General features: G+C 72.0%; 16 protein-coding genes and 1 pseudogene. 5 read left to right on the forward strand and 12 right to left on the reverse strand.

What is annotated here, in order from left to right; translation table 11 throughout:
- Positions 1-8: 8 nt before the first annotated feature.
- Both OF819_RS14830 and OF819_RS14835 read right to left on the reverse strand, forming a co-directional pair.
- Positions 9-2,240: an MMPL family transporter gene (locus OF819_RS14830; RefSeq protein ID WP_267243984.1), complete on the reverse strand. Its 2,232-nt coding sequence runs from the start codon at positions 2,238-2,240 to the stop codon at positions 9-11.
- Positions 2,241-2,361: 121 nt separating this feature from the next.
- Positions 2,362-2,937 carry a TetR/AcrR family transcriptional regulator gene (locus OF819_RS14835; protein WP_267243985.1) on the reverse strand — a complete coding sequence of 192 codons (576 nt, stop codon included), beginning with the start codon at positions 2,935-2,937 and terminating at the stop codon, positions 2,362-2,364.
- Positions 2,938-3,141: 204 nt separating this feature from the next.
- Here OF819_RS14835 and OF819_RS14840 point away from each other — a divergent pair, with 204 nt between their 5' ends.
- A complete protein-coding gene (locus tag OF819_RS14840; protein WP_267243986.1) occupies positions 3,142-6,507 on the forward strand; it encodes a S41 family peptidase in 3,366 nt (1,121 codons plus the stop codon).
- Between the two features lie 120 nt (positions 6,508-6,627).
- Here the strand turns inward: OF819_RS14840 and OF819_RS14845 are convergent, their stop codons facing one another.
- From OF819_RS14845 to OF819_RS14860, 4 genes are all read right to left on the reverse strand, one after another.
- Entirely contained in the window at positions 6,628-6,846 is a 219-nt protein-coding gene (locus OF819_RS14845; RefSeq protein ID WP_267243987.1) for a hypothetical protein, read from the reverse strand.
- Between the two features lie 96 nt (positions 6,847-6,942).
- Positions 6,943-7,845 (reverse strand): SDR family oxidoreductase, encoded by a 903-nt coding sequence (locus tag OF819_RS14850; RefSeq protein ID WP_267243988.1) that lies wholly within the window; start codon positions 7,843-7,845, stop codon positions 6,943-6,945.
- Positions 7,842-8,792: an alpha/beta fold hydrolase gene (locus OF819_RS14855; RefSeq protein WP_267243989.1), complete on the reverse strand. Its 951-nt coding sequence runs from the start codon at positions 8,790-8,792 to the stop codon at positions 7,842-7,844. Before OF819_RS14855 ends, OF819_RS14850 begins: the two co-directional genes overlap by 4 nt.
- A complete protein-coding gene (locus tag OF819_RS14860; protein WP_267243990.1) occupies positions 8,789-10,339 on the reverse strand; it encodes a flavin-containing monooxygenase in 1,551 nt (516 codons plus the stop codon). Before OF819_RS14860 ends, OF819_RS14855 begins: the two co-directional genes overlap by 4 nt.
- A 211-nt stretch (positions 10,340-10,550) precedes the next feature.
- On the opposite strand from OF819_RS14860, the gene OF819_RS14865 reads away from it, so the two are divergent.
- Positions 10,551-11,177: a MerR family transcriptional regulator gene (locus OF819_RS14865; protein ID WP_267244109.1), complete on the forward strand. Its 627-nt coding sequence runs from the start codon at positions 10,551-10,553 to the stop codon at positions 11,175-11,177.
- 43 nt (positions 11,178-11,220) lie between these two features.
- Here OF819_RS14865 and OF819_RS14870 read toward each other — a convergent pair whose 3' ends face one another.
- The 5 genes and pseudogenes from OF819_RS14870 to OF819_RS14890 form a co-directional block, all read right to left on the reverse strand.
- Complete coding sequence (locus OF819_RS14870; protein WP_267243991.1) at positions 11,221-11,787, reverse strand: DUF4291 domain-containing protein; 567 nt, start codon at positions 11,785-11,787, stop codon at positions 11,221-11,223.
- Between the two features lie 58 nt (positions 11,788-11,845).
- On the reverse strand, positions 11,846-12,709 hold the full coding sequence (locus OF819_RS14875; RefSeq protein ID WP_267243992.1) for an alpha/beta fold hydrolase: 864 nt from the start codon (positions 12,707-12,709) through the stop codon (positions 11,846-11,848).
- 84 nt (positions 12,710-12,793) lie between these two features.
- Complete coding sequence (locus tag OF819_RS14880) at positions 12,794-13,258, reverse strand: hypothetical protein (RefSeq protein ID WP_267243993.1); 465 nt, start codon at positions 13,256-13,258, stop codon at positions 12,794-12,796.
- Between the two features lie 111 nt (positions 13,259-13,369).
- A pseudogene (locus OF819_RS14885) lies at positions 13,370-13,606 on the reverse strand (XRE family transcriptional regulator); the annotation flags it as partial.
- A gap of 441 nt (positions 13,607-14,047) precedes the next feature.
- Complete coding sequence (locus OF819_RS14890; RefSeq protein WP_267243994.1) at positions 14,048-14,845, reverse strand: exodeoxyribonuclease III; 798 nt, start codon at positions 14,843-14,845, stop codon at positions 14,048-14,050.
- 63 nt (positions 14,846-14,908) lie between these two features.
- On the opposite strand from OF819_RS14890, the gene OF819_RS14895 reads away from it, so the two are divergent.
- Positions 14,909-15,394, forward strand: a complete 486-nt coding sequence (locus OF819_RS14895) for a GNAT family N-acetyltransferase (RefSeq protein ID WP_267243995.1) — start codon at positions 14,909-14,911, stop codon at positions 15,392-15,394.
- A gap of 142 nt (positions 15,395-15,536) precedes the next feature.
- A complete protein-coding gene (locus OF819_RS14900) occupies positions 15,537-16,559 on the forward strand; it encodes a trypsin-like serine peptidase (protein ID WP_267243996.1) in 1,023 nt (340 codons plus the stop codon).
- A gap of 66 nt (positions 16,560-16,625) precedes the next feature.
- On the opposite strand, the gene OF819_RS14905 is transcribed toward OF819_RS14900, so the two are convergent.
- Positions 16,626-16,814, reverse strand: coding sequence for a hypothetical protein (locus tag OF819_RS14905; protein ID WP_267243997.1), 189 nt, complete (start codon positions 16,812-16,814; stop codon positions 16,626-16,628).
- A gap of 49 nt (positions 16,815-16,863) precedes the next feature.
- Here OF819_RS14905 and OF819_RS14910 point away from each other — a divergent pair, with 49 nt between their 5' ends.
- Positions 16,864-18,012 (forward strand): FAD-dependent monooxygenase, encoded by a 1,149-nt coding sequence (locus tag OF819_RS14910; protein WP_267243998.1) that lies wholly within the window; start codon positions 16,864-16,866, stop codon positions 18,010-18,012.
- Positions 18,013-18,459: the final 447 nt, after the last annotated feature.

An 18,459-nucleotide genomic window follows, 5' to 3' on the forward strand; every position in this document is an offset into this window, starting at 1 on the left:
CGTCGGGCTCAGACCCGTGCCAGCTCGCGCTCCTCGTCCGGGTCGTCCTGCTGACGGCCGGAGTCCGCCAGCTCCTTGTGCAGCTTCTCGCCCTCGACGTCCACATTGGGCAGCGCCCGGTCCAGCCAGCGCGGCAGCCACCACGCCTTGTGGCCCAGCAGCGCCAGCACCGCGGGCACAATCGCCATCCGCACGATGAACGCGTCGAAGACGACCGCGATCGCGAGTCCAAAGCCGATCATCTTCACCATCTGCTCGCTGGAGCCGATGAAGCCCGCGAAGACGGAGATCATGATGACGGCCGCGGCGCTGACCACCCGCGCCCCGTGCTTGAAGCCGGTGACGACCGCCTCGCCGGGCCCCTGCCCGTGGACATACGCCTCCCGCATCCGGGTGACCAGAAAGACCTCGTAGTCCATGGCCAGACCGAAGACGACGCCCACCATGAAGATCGGCATCATCGACATGATCGGGCCGGTCTGCTCCACGCCGAACAGCGAGCCGAGCCAGCCCCACTGGAAGACGGCGACGACCGCGCCCAGCGCCGCGACGACGGAGAGCAGGAAGCCGAGCGCCGCCTTGAGGGGCACCAGCACCGAGCGGAAGACGACCGTCAGAAGGAGGAAGGCGAGTCCGACGACGAGCGCCAGATAGGGCATGAGCGCGTCGTTCATCTTCTGCGAGAAGTCGATGTTCATCGCGGTGGCGCCGGTGACCAGCACATCGTCGCCGTTGGCGTCCCGGATGGAGTGGACGAGCTCCTCGGTCTGGGCGGACGACGGCCGGTCCTTGGGCACGACCGTGATCATCGCGGTGTCACCGGCCTCGTTCGGCGTCGGCGGGGTGACGGCGGCGACGCCGTCCAGCTTCCGGATCTCCTCGGCGGTGCGGTCGGCCGCGGCCTGGTCACCGTCGACGACAACCATCAGCGGACCGTTGAAGCCGGGGCCGAAGCCCTCGGACAGCAGGTCGTACGCCCGGCGCTGGGTGGTGCTGGTCGGCTGCGAGCCGTCGTCGGGCAGGCCCATCTCCAGCGAGGAGACCGGCACGGCGGCCGCGCCGAGGCCGACGACGGCCACCAGCAGCACGGCGACCGGACGGCGCAGCACGAACCGGGCCCAGCGGGTGCCTAGATTCGGCTTCCCTGCCGGCTCCGGAGAGGCCTTCTGAAGCGAGGGCTTGTCCCCCGCCTGCGCGGCCTGCGCCGCCTCCGCCGCCTTGCGGGCCTTGCGCCCCACGACGCGCTTGCCCGCGAAGCCGAGCAGCGCCGGGATGAGGGTGAGCGCGATCAGCACGGCGATCACGACCGTGCCGGCCGCCGCCACACCCATCTTGGTGAGCATCGGGATATTGACGACCGCGAGGCCGACCAGGGCGATGACGACGGTCAGCCCGGCGAAGACGACCGCGGAGCCCGCGGTGCCGACCGCCCGGCCCGCCGCCTCCTCCCGCTCCCGGCCCTCGGCCAGCTCGGCGCGGTAGCGGGAGACGATGAAGAGGGCGTAGTCGATGCCGACCGCCAGGCCGATCATCATCGCGAGCGTCGAGGTGGTGGAGCCCAGGTCGAGGACGCTCGCCAGCGCCGTGATCGTGGAGACGCCGATGCCCACGCCGATGATCGCGGTGAGCAGCGGCAGACCGGCCGCGACCAGCGAGCCGAAGGTGATGACGAGGACGACCGCCGCCACCAGCACACCGATGATCTCGCCCGCCCCGTTCTCCGGGACGGTCTGCAGCGCATCGCCGCCGATCTCCACGGTCAGCCCGGCGTCACGCGCCTCGGCGCCGGTCTCCTTGAGGGCCTCGCGCGTATCGTCGGTCAGCTCCATCGAGTTGACCTTGTAGGTGACCGACACATAGGCCGTGGAACCGTCCTGTGAGACGGCCTTGGCGGCGTACGGGTCGGCGACGGAGGCGATCTGGTCGGAGCCGGACTTCAGCTCCTCGACCGCCTTGTTCACCTCGGCCTTGTGGCCGGGTTCCGTCATCTTCTCGCCGTCGGGGGCCTTGAAGACGACCCGTGCGGTCGCGCCGTCGGCGCTTGCGGCCGGGAAACGCTCTTCCAGCAGGTCGAAGGCCTTTTGGGCCTCCGTGCCGGGTATCGAGAAGGAGGCCGAGGTCGCGGTGGGCGCGGTGGCCGCGCCGACTCCGGCGAGTACGAGGAGCGCCACCCACAGCAGGGCGACGAGTCGGCGCCGCCGGAAGGCGGTCCGTCCGAGTCTGTAGAGGAACGTGGCCACGAGGGCTTACTCCCGGGTGTGAGACGAACAAGGACATGGGGAGCCGGCCCGACGACGAGAGCGGCGCGCGTCAGGTGCTGTGCGTGTACGGGGAGGTGCGGGTGAGGCGGATGGTGCGGGGTCACGCGCCGAGGGCGGGGAGGACCACGGCGTCCAGATAGTCGCTGACGAATGCTTGGTCGGGGTTGCGGTCTTCGATGAGCTGCCGGGCGATGAACGCGCCGACGAGCATGTGCGGCACGAAATCCAGGGCCCGGTTGTCCGCGCGGACCTCGCCCCGCTCCACGGCCCGTCTGAGCATCGCGTCGAGTCCGGTGATCTCGGGCGCGATCAGCAACTCCCGCAGGGCCTTGTGGAGGTCGGGATTCTGGTGGATGGCCTGGGCCAGACCCCGCATCAGCGCGGAGTCCTTCTCCAGCTGGCAGTCGTCGGTGCGGGCGAGCATCGCACGGAAGTCGCCGCGCAGGGTGCCGGTGTCGATGTCGTGCATGTTCACCGGCTTGTTGTGCCGCAGCGCCGTGGCGACCAGCTCCGGCTTGCTCCGCCACTGGCGGTAGAGCGTGGCCTTGCTGGAGCGGGTACGGGCCGCGACGGCGTCCATCGTCAGCGCGTCGTACCCCACTTCGCGGAGCAGATCGAGCACAGCCTCGTACAGCTCTGCCTCGCGTTCGGGAGTGAGCCGGCTTCTGGCGGTCATATCGGCCCCTCCTCTCCTGCCTGTGTGCCGCGGTTGACAAACGAAACAGCACCGAACGAAACGGTTTCGTACACCGGCAACTGTACTCCGGGGGCACCCGCGAAACGAAATCGTTTCGCTTGTGGCGTCGGTCACCAGATCAGGGGCACGGCGGGTGGACGTGCCCGAGTTGCCGTGCCCCGCGGGCGTGGAAAGCATTGACGAGTGAGCCATGACGTCGCGTATCTCCGCTTTCCGCATCTGCACGGCGACATGCTGTGCTTCGCAGCCGAGGACGACCTCTGGATCGCTCCCCTGGCGGCCGAGGGCACAACTCCCGGCCGCGCCTGGCGGCTCACCGTCGACCGGACGCGGATCGGCCATCCCCGCTTCTCCCCCGACGGCCGCCATATCGCCTTCACCACCTGGCGCAGCCTCGACCCCGAGGTGCATCTCGCGCCGGTCGACGGCGGCCCGGCGCGGCGGCTGAGCTACTGGGGCTCGACGGACACCCGGGTGTGCGGCTGGACCCCCGACGGCCATGTCCTCGCCGTCTCCTCGCACGGCCAGCCGTTCTCGTACTTCTCCTGGGCGTACACCGTCCCGCTGGACGGCTCGCCCGGCGGACAGCTGCCGTGGGGGCCGTGCTCCGACATCGCGGTGGCCGACGTCGACGGCGTACGCAAGACCCTGCTGCTGACCGGGAAGCCGCCGCACGAACCGGCCTCCTGGAAGCGATACCGGGGCGGGGCGACGGGCCGGCTGTGGCTGCACGGAGAGCGGCTGCTGCCGGATCTGGACGGCCATCTGGACTGCGCGATGTTCGTCTCCGGCGCGCGGGCCGGGCTGCGGATCGCGTTCCTCTCCGACCACGAGGGCGTCGGCAACCTCTACTCCTGCCTCCCCGACGGCAGCGATCTGCGACGCCACACCGACCATGACGCCTTCTATGCCCGCCATGCCTCAAGCGACGGTCGCAGGGTCGTGTACCAGTGCGCGGGCGATCTGTGGCTGGTGGACGATCTGACCGTCCCGGACGCCGCCCCGCGCAAGCTTGAGGTGCGGCTCGGCGGGCCGCGCGCCGGACGCCGCCGCTACCAGGTGCCCGCCGCCGGCCATGTGAACGCCCTCTCCGTCGACACGACCGGACGCGCCAGCGCCGTCTGCGTACGCGGCAGCCTGTACTGGCTCACCCATCGCGACGGCCCCTCCCGCACCATCGCCGACACACCGGGGGTGCGGGTCCGGCTGCCGGAAATGCTGGGCGCCGGCGGGCAGGTGGCCTATGTGACGGACGCGGAGGGCGAGGACGCCATCGAGATCGCCTATCTGCCGCGGGCCAGCGGGCACCGGCCGCCGCGGCGGCTGGCCTCCGGGGAGCTGGGCCGGGTGCGGGAGCTGGTGGCCGACCCGGACGGGGAGCGGCTGGCGATCGCCTCGCATGACGGCCGGCTGCTGCTTCTCGACGCCGCGGAGGACTCCGCCGGGGAGGTGACGGAGCTGATCCGGTCCGTCAACGGGCCGGTGCGGGATCTGGCGTTCTCGCCGGACGGGGGCTGGCTGGCCTGGTCGCAGCCGGGCGTCGGACGCTCGCTGCGCCAGATCAAGCTGGCCCGGATCGCCGACCGTACGATCGTGGACGTCACGAACGGCCGCTTCGAGGACGAGAACCCGGTCTTCACGCGCGACGGGCGGTATCTGGCGTTTCTGTCCTGGCGCGGCTTCGACCCGGTGTACGACGTGCACACCGGCGATCTGTCCTTCCCGCTCGGCTGCCGCCCGTATCTGGTGCCGCTGTCGTCGGCGACGCCCTCGCCGTTCGCGCTCTCGCCGGAAGGGCGGCCTGCGGCCGGCGGCCTCGATCCGCTGGGCGCGCCGGGCGAGGGGACGGTGACGGTGGAAACCGAGGGGCTGGAGAGCCGGGTGACGCCGTTTCCGGTGGCCGCCTCCAAATACTCGTCGCTGCGGCCGGTGGCCGGGGGCGGCCTCGTCTGGCTGCGCTGGCCGATCTCCGGCGCGCTGGGCGAGACCTTCGTCAATCCGGCGGACACCTCCGGCCGCCCCACCCTGGAGCACTTCGACATCAGCAAGGCGCGGCGCACCGAACTCGTCGGGCATCTCGACTCGTTCGCCGTCAGCGGCGACGGGACGCGGCTGGTCGTCGTGGACGAAGGCGATCTGCGGGCCGTTCCGGCGACGGAGCTGGGCGACGCGGACTCCACCGTCTATCTGGACCTGCGGCGGATCATGCACGAGGTGGATCCGGGGGCCGAGTGGCGACAGGCGTACGAGGAGGCGGGGCGGGTCATCCGCGCGTACTTCTGGGACCCGGGGATGTGCGGGATCGACTGGGACGAGATCCTCGACCAGTACCGGCCGCTGGTCGAACGGGTCGCCTCACCTGACGAGTTCGCGGATCTGCTCCGCGAAGTGCTGGGCGAGCTGGGCACCTCGCACGCGTACGTCACTCCCGCGCGGCGCAACGAGGGGCCGCCGCACTACCAGCGGGCGATTGGGCTGCTGGGCACGAACCTGGTGTGCCGGGACGGCCGGTGGACGGTCAAGCGGATTCTGCCCGGCGAGTCCTCCGACTCCAAGGCGCGGTCGCCGCTGGCGGGCATGGGGGTGCGGGAGGGCGCGGTCCTCACCCATGTGGACGGCCGTCCGGTCGATCCGGTGACCGGCCCGTATCCGCTGCTGGCGGGCGCGGGCGGCACGACCGTGGAACTCACCTTCCAGGCGGCGCAGGACGGGGAAGCCGCGGAGGGCGGGGCTGGTTCGGAGCGCGGGGCTGGCACGGAGGGCGGGGAGGCCGCGGCTGCCGCTGAGAGCGGGGGGCGCGGGGAGCGCGTGGGGCGCGCCCGGCGGGTGGCGGTGGTGCCGCTGGTGGACGAACGGCCGCTGCGGTACCAGGACTGGGTGGCCAAGCGGCGCGCCGTGGTGCGGGAGCTGAGCGGCGGCAAGTGCGGCTATCTGCACATCCCCGACATGGGCGGCTCGGGGTGGGCGCAGTTCAATCGCGATCTGCGGCTGGAGGTCTCCCGGCCCGCGCTCATCGTGGACGTCCGCGGCAATGCGGGCGGGCACATCAGCGAGCTGGTCATCGAGAAGCTCACCCGGAAGATCCTCGGCTGGGACCTCACCCGCGACGCCCAGCCCGTCTCATACACCTCGAACGCACCGCGCGGACCGGTGGTCGCCCTCGCCGACGAGGCCACGTCCTCCGACGGCGACATGATCACGGCCGCCTTCAAGCTGCTGGGCCTGGGGCCGGTGGTGGGCAGCCGCACCTGGGGCGGGGTGGTGGGGATGACGGGGCGGCACCGGCTGGGGGACGGGACGGTGATCACGGTGCCGATGAACGCGGCGTGGTTCGACGCGTACGGGTGGTCGGTCGAGAACCGGGGCGTGGAGCCGGACGTCGAGGCGCTGAGGACGCCGCTGGACTGGGCGGAGGGCCGGTATCCGGTCCTGGACGAGGCGGTGCGGATCGCGCTCGGCCTGCTGGCGGAGCGCCCCGCGGCCGAGCCGCCGGGCTATGACGCGCTGCCGGACCGCCGCCGCCCGAAGCTCCCGGGCCGCGAGCGCTAGCTCCTCAGTCGCCGGAGGGGCCCCATTGGGGCCCCTCCGGCGACTGAGGAGCGGGGGCCTGGGGGCGCGGAGCCCCGGGAGTTACGGGAGGCGGGGCCCACGCCCCCGCCGACACCCGCGTCAGGCGTCGTAGTCCATGTTCAGCCGGTCCAGCTCCTCCTGCATCGCCCGCCGCGTCTCATCGTTCTCCGTCTGCTGCGGCTTCCTCTGCCGCTGCTGTTCCTGCTCCCGCGCGCCGCCCTTCGCCTTCCGCGAGCCGCGTTCGGCCGGCTTCGGCTCTTGTGCCTGCTCCTTGCCGCGGGTCCGGGGCTGGGGCTCGGGCTGGTCCTTCATGCCCATGGGGGTTCACTTCCTACACGAGTGGGGGGAAGCCGCAGGGCGTATCACCCCGTGGCGGGACCAGCCTGGCATGTGCCGGCATACCCCGCATTTCGATCATTCGCGGAGGGTACGGGCGCCTTGCGCGGCCCCCCGGGCCGCCTCGTCCGCCGCGCCGCCCGCTCCCACGAGCCCGGTCCGCACCGCCCCCAGCCGCGGCTCGACGCGCCGCATCTCGCGCTGGCCGGCCAGACCCACGAGCGTGGGCAGATATCCGCGCAGGGACTGCATACCGCGCAGCCACCCCTGCCCGTACACATGCGCGGAGCGGCGCTCGATCCCGGCGACGAGCCGGTCGACGGCCGGGCCCAGGGGATAGGTGCGGTTCGCCGGCCACGGCAGCCGCTGCCGCAGTTCGCGCATCACCTCGTTCTGGTCCGCGCCGCGCACCATGTCGGTGTCGGTCCAGGACAGATAGCCGACCCCGACGCGGACGCCCTTGTAGCCGGCCTCCGCGCGCAGGCTGTGCGCGAACGCCTCGACGCCCGACTTGGAGGCGCAGTACGCGGTCATCATCGGCGCGGGCGTGATCGCCGCCAGTGAGGCGATCTGCAGGAAGTAGCCGCGGCTGGCCGTCAGCGCGGGCAGGAAGGCGCGCGCCGTGACCGCGCTCCCGATCAGATTGACCTCGATGACCCGCCGCCACGCCTCCGGGTCGGAGTCGGCGAACGGCCCTCCCGCGGCGACGCCCGCGTTCGCCACGACGATGTCGACCTTGCCGAAGCGTTCCTTGACCTCTGCCGCGACCCGCGCCATCGCCTCATGGTCGGTGACGTCCGCGAACCAGTGCTCGCTGTCGGTGTGCAGCCGCTCCGAGACCCTCTTGAGCTCCTCCGGCTCCAGACCGACGAGCGCCACCGTCGCGCCGCGCGCGGAGAGCTTGCGGGCCAGCAGCTCGCCCACGCCCCGTGCCGCGCCCGTGACGACGGCGACCTGACCCTCCAGGGACACCCTGCTCATATGACCCGCTCCCCCTCTGTTTCTGCCGCTTCTTCCACTGCTACCGCTGCTTCCGCTCCGGACACATCGATGCGCGTGACATACGCGCGGACGAGATCACGGAGCCTGTTCGTGATCACCTCGGGGGCCTCCACCGGAGTCATATGGCCCACTCCCGTCAGCTCGACCAGCTCCCGGCACTGCGGCAGCGCGGCGGCCAGCCGCCGGGCGTGGACGGGCGGGGTGAGCCGGTCGGCCGTGCCCGCGACCACCACGGCGGGCGCGGTCAGCTCCCGTACGCCCGCGTCCAGGTCGAGCCCGGCGAGCACCGCGGACCAGGCGACACGGGTGGCGCGCGGGCAGGCGTGCACGATGCGGGCGCACGTCTCGACCCGCTCCGGCGCGGAGCCGGGGCTCATGGTGGCGTACTTGAGGATCCGCCGGGAGACGGGGGTGACCGGGCCCATCGGGACGCGCGCGCCGAGGACGACTCCGGTGAGCCGGGTCCGCAGCCGTCCGGGCCGCAGCGGCAGCACCCGTGACTCGTCGACGAGGCGCGAGCTGCCGGTGCTGCACAGGAGCACCGCGGCGGCGTGCTCGGCGAAGGCGGGCCGCCCGGCCGCGGCCATCAGCGTCATGCCGCCCATGGAGTGCCCGCCGAGTACGGCCTTCTCACCGGGCGCGAGGGTGGTGCGCAGCACGGCTTCCAGATCGTCGGCGAGGACCCCGGTCCCGGTGGCGGACAGCGCCGTACGGCCGTGTCCCCGCTGGTCGTAGGCGATGACCCGGCGGCCGTCCGCGGCCAGGTCCCGTATCTGCGCGGCCCAGAACCGTGTCGAGCAGGTCCAGCCGTGGGCCAGCACGACGGCCGGCGCGCCCTCGGGGCCGTACACCTCGACGTGTATCCGCGACCCGTCGGCGGAGCGGGCGGTCAGCTCCCGGCACTCCGGCGGCGGTGCGGCGGTCATGCGACCACCGCGCGGGCGCCGGCCTGCTCGGCCTGCCCGGCCTCGTCGGATTGCTTCGGCGCGCGCAGCACCTCGTACTCCGTGAGGTCCACGCGCCGGGTGGCGTTGCGGAACTCGGTCGTCGTGCCCGGCCAGAGGGTGGTGTTGCGGCCGTTGGCGTCCAGGTACCAGCTCTTGCAGCCGGTGTTCCAGACGGTGCGTTCCATCCGCCGCTGGACGGTGCGGTTCCAGGCGTGCACGGCGGAGGGGCGGGGGGCGAGCGCCGCGCGGCCGCCGAGGACGGTCAACTGCCGCATGAAGTCCGCCAGATAGTTCAACTGGGACTCGATCATCAGGATCATGGAGGAGTTGCCGAGGCCGGTGTTGGGGCCGATGACGGTCATCCAGTTGGGGAACCCGGCGGCGGTCGCGCCGCGCAGCGATTCCATGCCGTCCTTCCACGCCTCCGCGAGCGTGTTCCCGTCCGCGCCGACGACCCGTTCCGCGATCGGCAGTTCGGTGACATGGAACCCGGTGGAGAAGACGATCGCGTCCGCCTCCGTCTGTGTGCCGTCCGAGGCGACGAGCGTGCTGCCGCGCACCTCGGCGAGGCCGGATGCCACCAGATCCACATTGGGGCGGGTGAGCGCCGGGTAGTAGTCGCTGGAGAGCAGGATGCGCTTGCAGCCGATGCGGTACGACGGCGTCAGCTTGGCCCGCAGGGCCGGGTCCTTGACCGCCCTGTTGAGATGGGACTTGGCGAGCGCCTCGATCAGGCCGAGCTGGTTGGGCCGCTTGGTGAAGGCCTGGACCTGGAGTTCGCGGATGCCCCACAGCAGTCCGCGCCGGGCGGCCGCGGTGAAGGGCAGCTGCCGGTGCAGCGCCCGCTCGGCGCGGCTGATCGCCCGGTCCTGCTTGGGCAGCACCCAGGCCGGGGTGCGCTGAAAGAGGGTCAGCCGCCCGGCCTGCGGCTGAATCGACGGCACGATCTGGATCGCGGAGGCGCCGGTGCCGATCACGGCGACGCGCTTGCCGCTCAGGTCGTAGTCATGGTCCCAGCGGGCGGAGTGGAAGACCTTGCCGGGGAAGCCGTCGAGGCCGGGGACGTCCGGGAGTCTGGGGTCCGACAGCGGCCCGGTGGCGGAGACGACGACGTCGGCCGTCAGCTCCCCGCGCGAGGTCTCGATCTCCCAGCGCAGTGCGTCCCCGTCCCAGCGCATCATCAGCACCTCGTGGCCGAGCCGCAGATGCGGGCGCAGCCCGAAGGTGTCCGTGACGTGCTCCAGATAGGCCCGGATGTGCTCCTGGCCGGAGAAGGTGCGGGGCCAGTCCGGGTTGGGCGCGAAGGAGAAGGAGTACAGATGCGACGGCACATCACAGGCGCAGCCGGGGTAGCTGTTGTCACGCCAGGTGCCGCCGACGGAGTCCGCGCGCTCCAGTACGACGAAGTCGGTGATGCCTTCGCGGCGCAGCCGGACCGCGGCGCCCAGCCCGCCGAACCCCGACCCGATCACCGCGACACGCACATGCTCCCGTTCGCTCGACCGCCCACTCCCGTGCTGACTCATTCCGCCTCCCCATACCCGCGCCCATGCGCACGCCCACGATGCCAGCAATCACTGGCACTATTCATGGCCAGGAGACTAGAGCAGCGCCATACCGAGCGGTAGGGGTACGACAGCCGAAGTTACCGGCGGTACGTCAGCACGGCATAGGCTGGCCGCCGTGACGGACGAACAGCCAGGCGAGCCAGACGACCGGGCAGGCCGCGAGTACCGCATGGAGGAGCTGGCCAGAAAGGCCGGCATCACGGTGCGCACCCTGCGCTTCTACCGTGAGCGCGGGCTGATTCCGCCGCCGCGCCGGCAGGGCCGTATCGCCTGGTACGACGAGCACCATCTGGCCCGGCTCCGTACGATCGCCGCGCTGCTGGAGCGCGGGCACACGCTCAACGGCATCGCGGACCTGGCCGCCGCGTTCGAGAGCGGCCGGGATGTGGGGGAGGTGCTCGGCCTTGGCGAGCCCACCGAGGAAACGCCCGTACGGCTGACCCCGGAGGCACTCGCCGACCACTTCGAGGGCGAGGTCACCCCGGAGAACCTCGCCCTGGCGCTGGATCTGGGCTATCTCGCCACCGACGGCGACGAGATAGTCCACATCAGCCGCCGGCTGCTGGACGTCTCGGCCGCGCTGGTGCGCGAGGGCGTGCCGCTGGCGGCGGTCCTGGCGGCCGGCCGCGAGGTCCGCGCTCACGCGGAAGCGCTCGCGGAGCTGTTCACCGAAATGCTGCGCACCCACACCGCCGAGGCGGACGCGACCCGGCTGCGCCCGCTGGCCAAAAGCGTCGTGGACGCGGAACTCTCCCTGGCCCTGGACCGCCGCCTGCGCCGCGACGCCTCACCCTGAGGGCGACGGACCTCACCCTGAGGGCGGCGGCCCCCGCAGTCCCTCACCTGTCCGGGGAAAGGGCGACTTCCAGCGCCTTGGGCAGCGGGTAGACCCGCTCCGCGGGGAGCAGCCGCTGCGCCTGGGCGGCGCGCCCGGTGCGCACCAGGTCCGCGGCCTTGCGGACCGTGGGGGTGAGGTCGGCGAGGCCGACGGTCCAGTCGTCCGCGAAGGCGCGGATCAGCTCGCGGCCGATGCCGACCTGGATGCTGTAGTGGTTCAGCGCCGCTCCCCGCGGCGAGCGCTCCGGGTCCCACTGGACATGTACGGCCGCCTGCGCCACGTCCGCCGGGTCGGCGGTCGTCAGCACGGCCCGGGACAGCGCGTCCTCCCAGCCCTCCCGGGTCATCCGCACCGCGAGGACGCGTTCCTGCCCGGGCTTGCGGGCCCAGTTGCTGCGGTGCATCAGCCACAGGAACGACGGCTTGATCCATGTCATGCGGCGGAACGAGAACGGCGCGACGAAGCGGCCCGCCCGCAGCGCCGCATCGGCGACGGCGGGCGCGTAGGCCTGGTAGACCGTGATTGTGTGGGCGTCGTAGTCGGCACGTATCTGGTACTGGGGGGCCATGTTCCGGCACCCTGCCACCCGCCGCGCCCGCGCCGCGAGCCATTTTCGAGGACGCCCGTCAGGGGCGTGCCGTCCCGCCCCCGGCGCCCAGGAAGTCCGCCAGCACCCGGTTGAGTTCGGCGGGCCGCTCTGTGGGGATCGAGTGGTGGGAAGCGTCCGGCAGCGTGACGACCCGCGCATGGGGCATCAGCCGAAGGGCGTTCGCGGCGGCGCGCCGCGGGTCATGGGCCCGGCTGCGCCCGGCCAGGAGTACGAGGGCGGGCACGGCGCAGTCCGTCAGCTCCTCGGCCTTGGGCCGGCGCATGGCGACCACCTTGGACGCCCGCACCCCCGCGGTGCTGTCCAGGAACGCCCGCCACGCCGGGTTCTCCGTCTCCTGCCCCGTCTCCCACCGGTGAAAGGCCCGCACCCGCCGGGCAGTCGGCCTCAGCAGCGAGGGCAGCGCCCGCAGCAGATACCGCGGGCTCATCCCGGCGAAGCAGCCGACCGGGTCGAGCAGCGCGAGCCCCTTGACCCGCCGGGGTGCGGCGAGCGCGTACCTCAGGGCGATCCACGCGCCGTACGAGTGCCCGCACAGCCGCGCCTCGCCCAGCTCCAGCCCGTCGAGCACCGCACCCAGCCAGGCCGTCAGATCCGCCGCCCCGCGCAACGGCGCGCCGTCGTTCACACTGCGCCCGACATCGCCCATCAGATCCACGGCGTACACCCGGCAGTCACGGGCGAGCGCCTCCACATTGGCGAACCACACCGCCGACGTCACCCCACCACCGGGCAGCAGCACGATCGGCTCCCCGCCCTGCCGCCCGCAGACCTGCACGCGGGTGCTCCCGTACGGCGTCGCCACCTCGACGCCCCGCACCTGACCGGGCCACGCGCGCAACACCGCGTCATACGCCCCAAAGAACGCCGCCTCGCCGCCCATGGCTCCCCCTGCCGGTGCCCGACCGTCCGTCAGAACATCATCGCGGACGGTGCCGCCCCGCGACATGCATGCGACAGCAGGCGCTCAAGAGTGTTCCTCGGCGTAGCGGATGAGTGCCCATGCGCTTGCCGCCCACAAATGAACGCATGCGACACCCGTCTCGTCCGGGCTCTGGCCGGTGCCACGGATGACGTGATGCACCGGTCCTGCGATGTTCGTCGTGACGGTGACGTCCCCCCAGTCGCCGCCGAGGGCCGCCATCGCGGTTCTCAACACGGCTCCTGGGTTGTCGGCGTCCCCGTTGACCGGCCCCAGCACCGCGTCTGCGCCGTCGTTCTCCCCCTGGATGCGGCAATCCGGCTGGTCGAGTCCTGCGCGGATTCGCTCGGCGAGCCGCACGGCCGCCCCTGCCACGGGCGTCTCCGCCTCGACCTTCACCGAAACCATCAGCCCCATCAGGTCCCCCAGCAATCTGGAGAGCTCGCCGGCCTCCTCGGCGGAAAGTCCGTTCCCGTCCACCGTCTCTTCTTCCTCGTTTTCTTTCTGCACAAGGACCACTCTCGCGGGATCTCTGAATGGCAGCGCGAACGCCATGCTTCTGGACCGACCGCAGCCGTCGCCTCCAGACGGATCTGCGCTTTCAGGGTCGCCGAGCTGGGCTCAGGATTGCTCCACCTCAGCCATGAGAAGCCGCAACGTCAGAGAGTGCTTCTCGAGCGGCAGCGCATCAAGGGCACCCCGCGCGTACGCCACTCCGTTGGACACGTCGCCGGATCGGGCAAGCATGGGGCCCCGATGCATCTCAAGGTGCGTAGCGAACCGGGGAAGCTCTGTGGGCAGCTCACGCCGTGCCGCATCCTGGGCAGCTACCGCTGTGTTCTCGTCTCCTAGGCGGGCTTCGTGCGCAGGTCTCTGATCAGTTCCCCGATGGCCATGGGCCCATCTTGCCCCTGCGCCTGCCCCTGGACAGCGCAAGTCGTGCCACGGACGGCCCACTTGCCCCTACGGATGCCCCTACTCCGCGCGCGTTGGACGGCCGAAGGTGCGTGGTACTGGCCAATGGCGGAGGGACAGCAATGACCGACCCGACCCGATACAGCATCGCCCCCGCGACGACGGAAGCGCCCCAGCGGACGATGGACGGCCGTTACTGACGCTCCGGGCGGACATGGGGCGCTGAGACGGTCGTCCGCAGCACGGAGGACCTGACTCCGCTGCTGTCCTCCGCGTGGCCGCTCTGCGAGTGCCCGAAGTGCGGCAAGCACCCGCAGGGCCTGCCAGCGGCCCCGTCCGGCGACGGCGAGCAACACAGCCGGGCGGGGCTCTCCGCTGCCGCCGCTACAGGTTGAACACCGCCGTCACGGGCGCGTGGTCGCTCCACCGCTCCGCGTGGCTGGCGGGCCGTTCCACGTATGCCTTCACGCACCGCTCCGCCAAGCCGGGCGAACTGACGATAAGGTCAATGCGCCAGCCGGAGTCGTTGTCGAAGGCGCGGCCGCGGTAGGACCACCAGGAGTAGGGGCCCTCCTGGTCCGGGTGCAGGGCGCGGACCACGTCCGTGTACTCCGCCTCGTCGAAGACGCGGGTCAGCCACTCGCGCTCCTCCGGCAGGAAGCCGGAGTTCTTCTTGTTGCCCTTCCAGTTCTTGAGGTCGGCCTCCTGGTGCGCGATGTTCCAGTCGCCGCAGACCACGACCTCGCGGCCGTCCGCCGCCGCCCGCGCCTTCAGCTCCTTGAGGTACGGCAGGAACTCGCCCATGAAGCGCATCTTCTCGTCCTGCCGCTCCGTGCCGACCTCGCCCGAGGGGAGGTAGAGGCTGGCGACCGTGACGCCGGGCAGGTCCGCCTCCAGGTAGCGGCCGCTGCCGTCGAACTCGCTCGACCCGAAGCCCGTCCGCACCCGGTCCGGCTCACGGCGCGTGTAGAGGGCGACGCCCGCGCGCCCCTTCGCGGCGGCCGGGGCGTACGCCGTGAACCAGCCGTCCGGCTGCCGGACCGCGTCGGGCAGCTGATGGGCTTCGGCCCGCACCTCCTGCAGGCACACCACATCGGCGGGGGTCCCGGCGAGCCACTCCACGAAACCCTTCTTGGCGGCTGCGCGGATGCCGTTTACATTCACGGTCGTCACGGTGAGCATTCCGGCACCATACGACACCTTTTTCAGACCCCGACCACAACGCATAGATGTACGATACCCAGCATGATTATACGCCCTATGCCCTTCGATCACCCCGACGCCGTCAAACTCAATGACCAGGTGCAGCTCGAATACGCCGAGCGGTACGAGTCCGACGGCGACGCCACCCCCCTCGACCCCTCGATGTTCACGCCGCCGCGCGGCCTGTATCTGCTGGCGTACGACGAGCAGGGGCGTCCGGTCGCGACGGGCGGCTGGCGCGCCCAGGACGCGAACCCCGAGGGCTACTCGGACGGCGACGCCGAGCTGAAGCGCATGTATGTGATCCCCGAGGCGCGCGGCCTCGGCCTGGCGCGCCGCATCCTGGCGGCGCTGGAGGACGACGCACGGGCGGCCGGCCGCGTCCGGATGGTGCTGGAGACCGGCGACAAGCAGCCGGAGGCGATCGCCCTCTATCTGTCGAGCGGCTATGAGCCATGCGCGAAATTCGGCCACTACCGCGAGTACGAGGAAAGCCGCTGCTTTGCCAAGATGCTCCCCCGGTTTTGACGCGCCCCTGACATAATCGCGCCTTCCGTGGCACCCTGCCTCACGCACGCCGATCCGCACCGCCGCCTTATCCCCCACCCATGCCCGCGCGCAGCCGGCGCACGGCCCACGCACGGGTATGGCACGGCAGAAGGAGACATGCGTGAGACGCCATCGCACTGCCGCCGCCGGAGCCGCCGCCGCGGCCGGCGCCCTGCTCGCCGGCGCACTCTCGGCCACCGCCGCCACCGCCGCCACACCCTCCGCCCCTCCCGCCTCCACAATCGCGTCCTTCACCCAGCAGCAGACGCAGCGGCAGGCACAGGACTTCTGGACCCCGGAGCGGATGCGCAGCGCCACCCCGCTCGACGCGCTTCCGCTGGACGGCGGCGCGCTCAAAGCCCTGAAGGCCCCCAAGACGCTCAAGGCCCCCGGCGCGCAGGCCGAGACGACCGTCGTGCCGCCCACCGCCCCCGCTTCCTCCAGCACCCTCGGCCCCGCCGCCTTTCCGCAGGCCGGCGGCGCCTGGAACGACGGCGGCGCGGTCGTGAAGACCTCCGGCCGGGTGTTCTTCACCTTCCAGGGCCGTACCGCATCCTGCTCCGGCAACTCCGTCACCAGCGCCAACGGCAGCACCGTGATCACCGCCGGGCACTGTGTGAAGTACCAGGGCAGCTGGCACACCGACTGGATCTTCGTGCCCGCGTACGACAACGGCCAGGCCCCGTACGGGCAGTGGACCGCCACCCAGACGATGGCCATCGACCAGTGGGCGTCCAGCGAGAACATCAACTACGACGTGGGCGCGGCGGTCGTCGCACCGCTGAACGGCAAGACGCTGACAGAGACGGTGGGCGCACAGGGACTGGAGTTCAACGCCGGCTACAACAAGCGCATGTACGCCTTCGGCTTCCCGGCCGCCGACCCGTACGACGGCTCAAAGCTGATCTACTGCAGCGGAAACAGCAGCAAGGACTGGCTGTTCTCGCAGGATCACAGCCTGGGCTGCAATATGACGGGCGGCTCCAGCGGCGGCCCCTGGTTCACCTCGTTCGACGAGGCGACGGGCACCGGGCTGCAGACCTCAGTGAACAGCTTCGGCTATGTCTTCCTGCCGAACCGGATGTTCGGGCCGTACTTCGGCAATGAAGCCAAGGCCCTGTACGACAAGGCCCAGGTTTCGTAAAAGGCACCCTCGAATCCGCCGGGCCCGGCGGGGGCGTCCCCTCAGCCCTCGCCGGGCTCGCGCAGCTCAGCCCTCGCCGGGCTCGCCCAGCGCGATCGCGAGCAACGCCCGCACCTCCGGCAACAGTTCACGGGAGCCGCCCCGGTCGTCCACCAGCCGGCCGAAGACCAACCCGTCGACGCAGTGCAGAAAGGTCACGGTCCGCCCGGCCGCCTCCGCCCGCGGCACCCCGTGCGCGACGAGGAACGCCTCCACGCCCGCGCGCCGCGTTCTCGCGCGGGCGCAGGATCTCGCGCAGCTCGGCGTGGTGCACGCTCTCCACGACGCAGGCGTAGCGGGCCAGCGCCCGCCGCCGTCCGGGGCCGAGCTGGTCACGGCAGAACGCGGCGATGAGCGCGGCCAGTTCGTCGGGGTCGCCGGGGGGCGACGCGCCCGCTCCGGCGGCCTCCAGCTCCGCCTGGTCCAGCTGGACGAGCCGCGCCACGACGGCGGAGAGCAACGCCGCCGGCTCTCCCGTATGGACGGGGCCGCGCTCGAACGCGCCCTGGGCGCCTCGATCATCGGCATAGCGCGCTCCGCGCTGCACGCCGCGCTGCGCGACGCCCTCCCGCCGGGCGCGCTCCGCACGGGCGTCGAGGTCACCGGGGTCGATCCGCACCCCGCGCCCCGGGTGACGTACAGGGAGTGCGGGGAGTGCGGAGAGGACGGAGAGCGCGAGGAGGGCGCAGCCGTCGCGGAGGCCGATCTGGTGGTCGCCGCCGACGGGGTGCGCAGCGCGCTGCGCTCCCGGCTCCTCCCCGGCGCGCCGGGCCCGGTGCACAGCGGCGCGACCGTGCTGCGTGCCATCACGGCACGGCCGGCCGGGGTGACGGAGGACTTCGAGCTCACCTGGGGCCGGGGGTCGGAGTTCGGCCATATGCGGCTGCCCGGCGGGGCGGCCGAATGGCATGCGGTCCTCCGCGCCCCCGCGGGTGTGCGCTACCCGGACCCGCTGGCCGAGATGCGCCGGCGTTTCGGCCGCTGGCATGACCCGGCCCCCGCGCTGGACGCCACCGACCCCGCGTCCGTGCTCCACCACGACATCGCCGAACTGGCCGTGCCGCTCCCCTCCTTCACGGCGGGGCGCACCGCGCTGCTCGGCGACGCCGCCCACGCCATGACCCCGCATCTGGGCCAGGGCGCCTGCCAGGCGCTGGAGGACGCGGTGACCCTGGCCGCCGCCGTCGCCGACGAGCCGTCCCTCGACACGGCCCTGGCCCGGTACGACGCGGAGCGCCGCCCCCGCGCCCGGGCGATCGCCCGGGCCGCCCGGCTGGCGGGGCGGTTGGGCCCCCATCTGAGCAACCCCCTCGCCGTAGCCCTGCGCAACACGGCGCTGCGGCTGACCCCTTCGCGGGCCATGGTGGCGGGGGTGCTGCGGCACGCCGACTGGACCCCGCCGGCCCGCCGGTAGCATCGGCGGACACAGGGGGCCCAGGGGGCACAGGGGCGGCAGGGGAGGCGGATACGGCTGTGGCGCGGCTGAGGGTTCCGGTGGGTGCGGACGCGGAACGGTGGGTCACGCGCGCCGGATGCCGCCGGGTGCTGCTCGTCGTCCACAATGTGACCTCCGCGTCCCGGCTGCTGGATGTACTCCCGCTCCTCGGCGGTGATCTGCGGCTCCAGCTGCTGGCCACCTGCACGGGGTCCTCGCCCTTCCTGGCGGGCGTGCCGGAGCTGCTGGCAGAGGCGGGGCTTCCGGTCCTGCCGTGGGAGCAGGCGAAGCGGACTCCGGTGGATCTGGCGGTGTCGGCCAGTTACGGGGGCGAACTGGGTCTGCTGCAGGGCAAGTTGGCCGTACTGTCACATGGGGTCGGTTACAATAAGAGACTGGCGCGACCGGCGACCGGCGACCGGCGAC

The sequence above is a fragment of the Streptomyces sp. PR69 genome, assembly GCF_026420845.1.
Classification (GTDB): domain Bacteria; phylum Actinomycetota; class Actinomycetes; order Streptomycetales; family Streptomycetaceae; genus Streptomyces.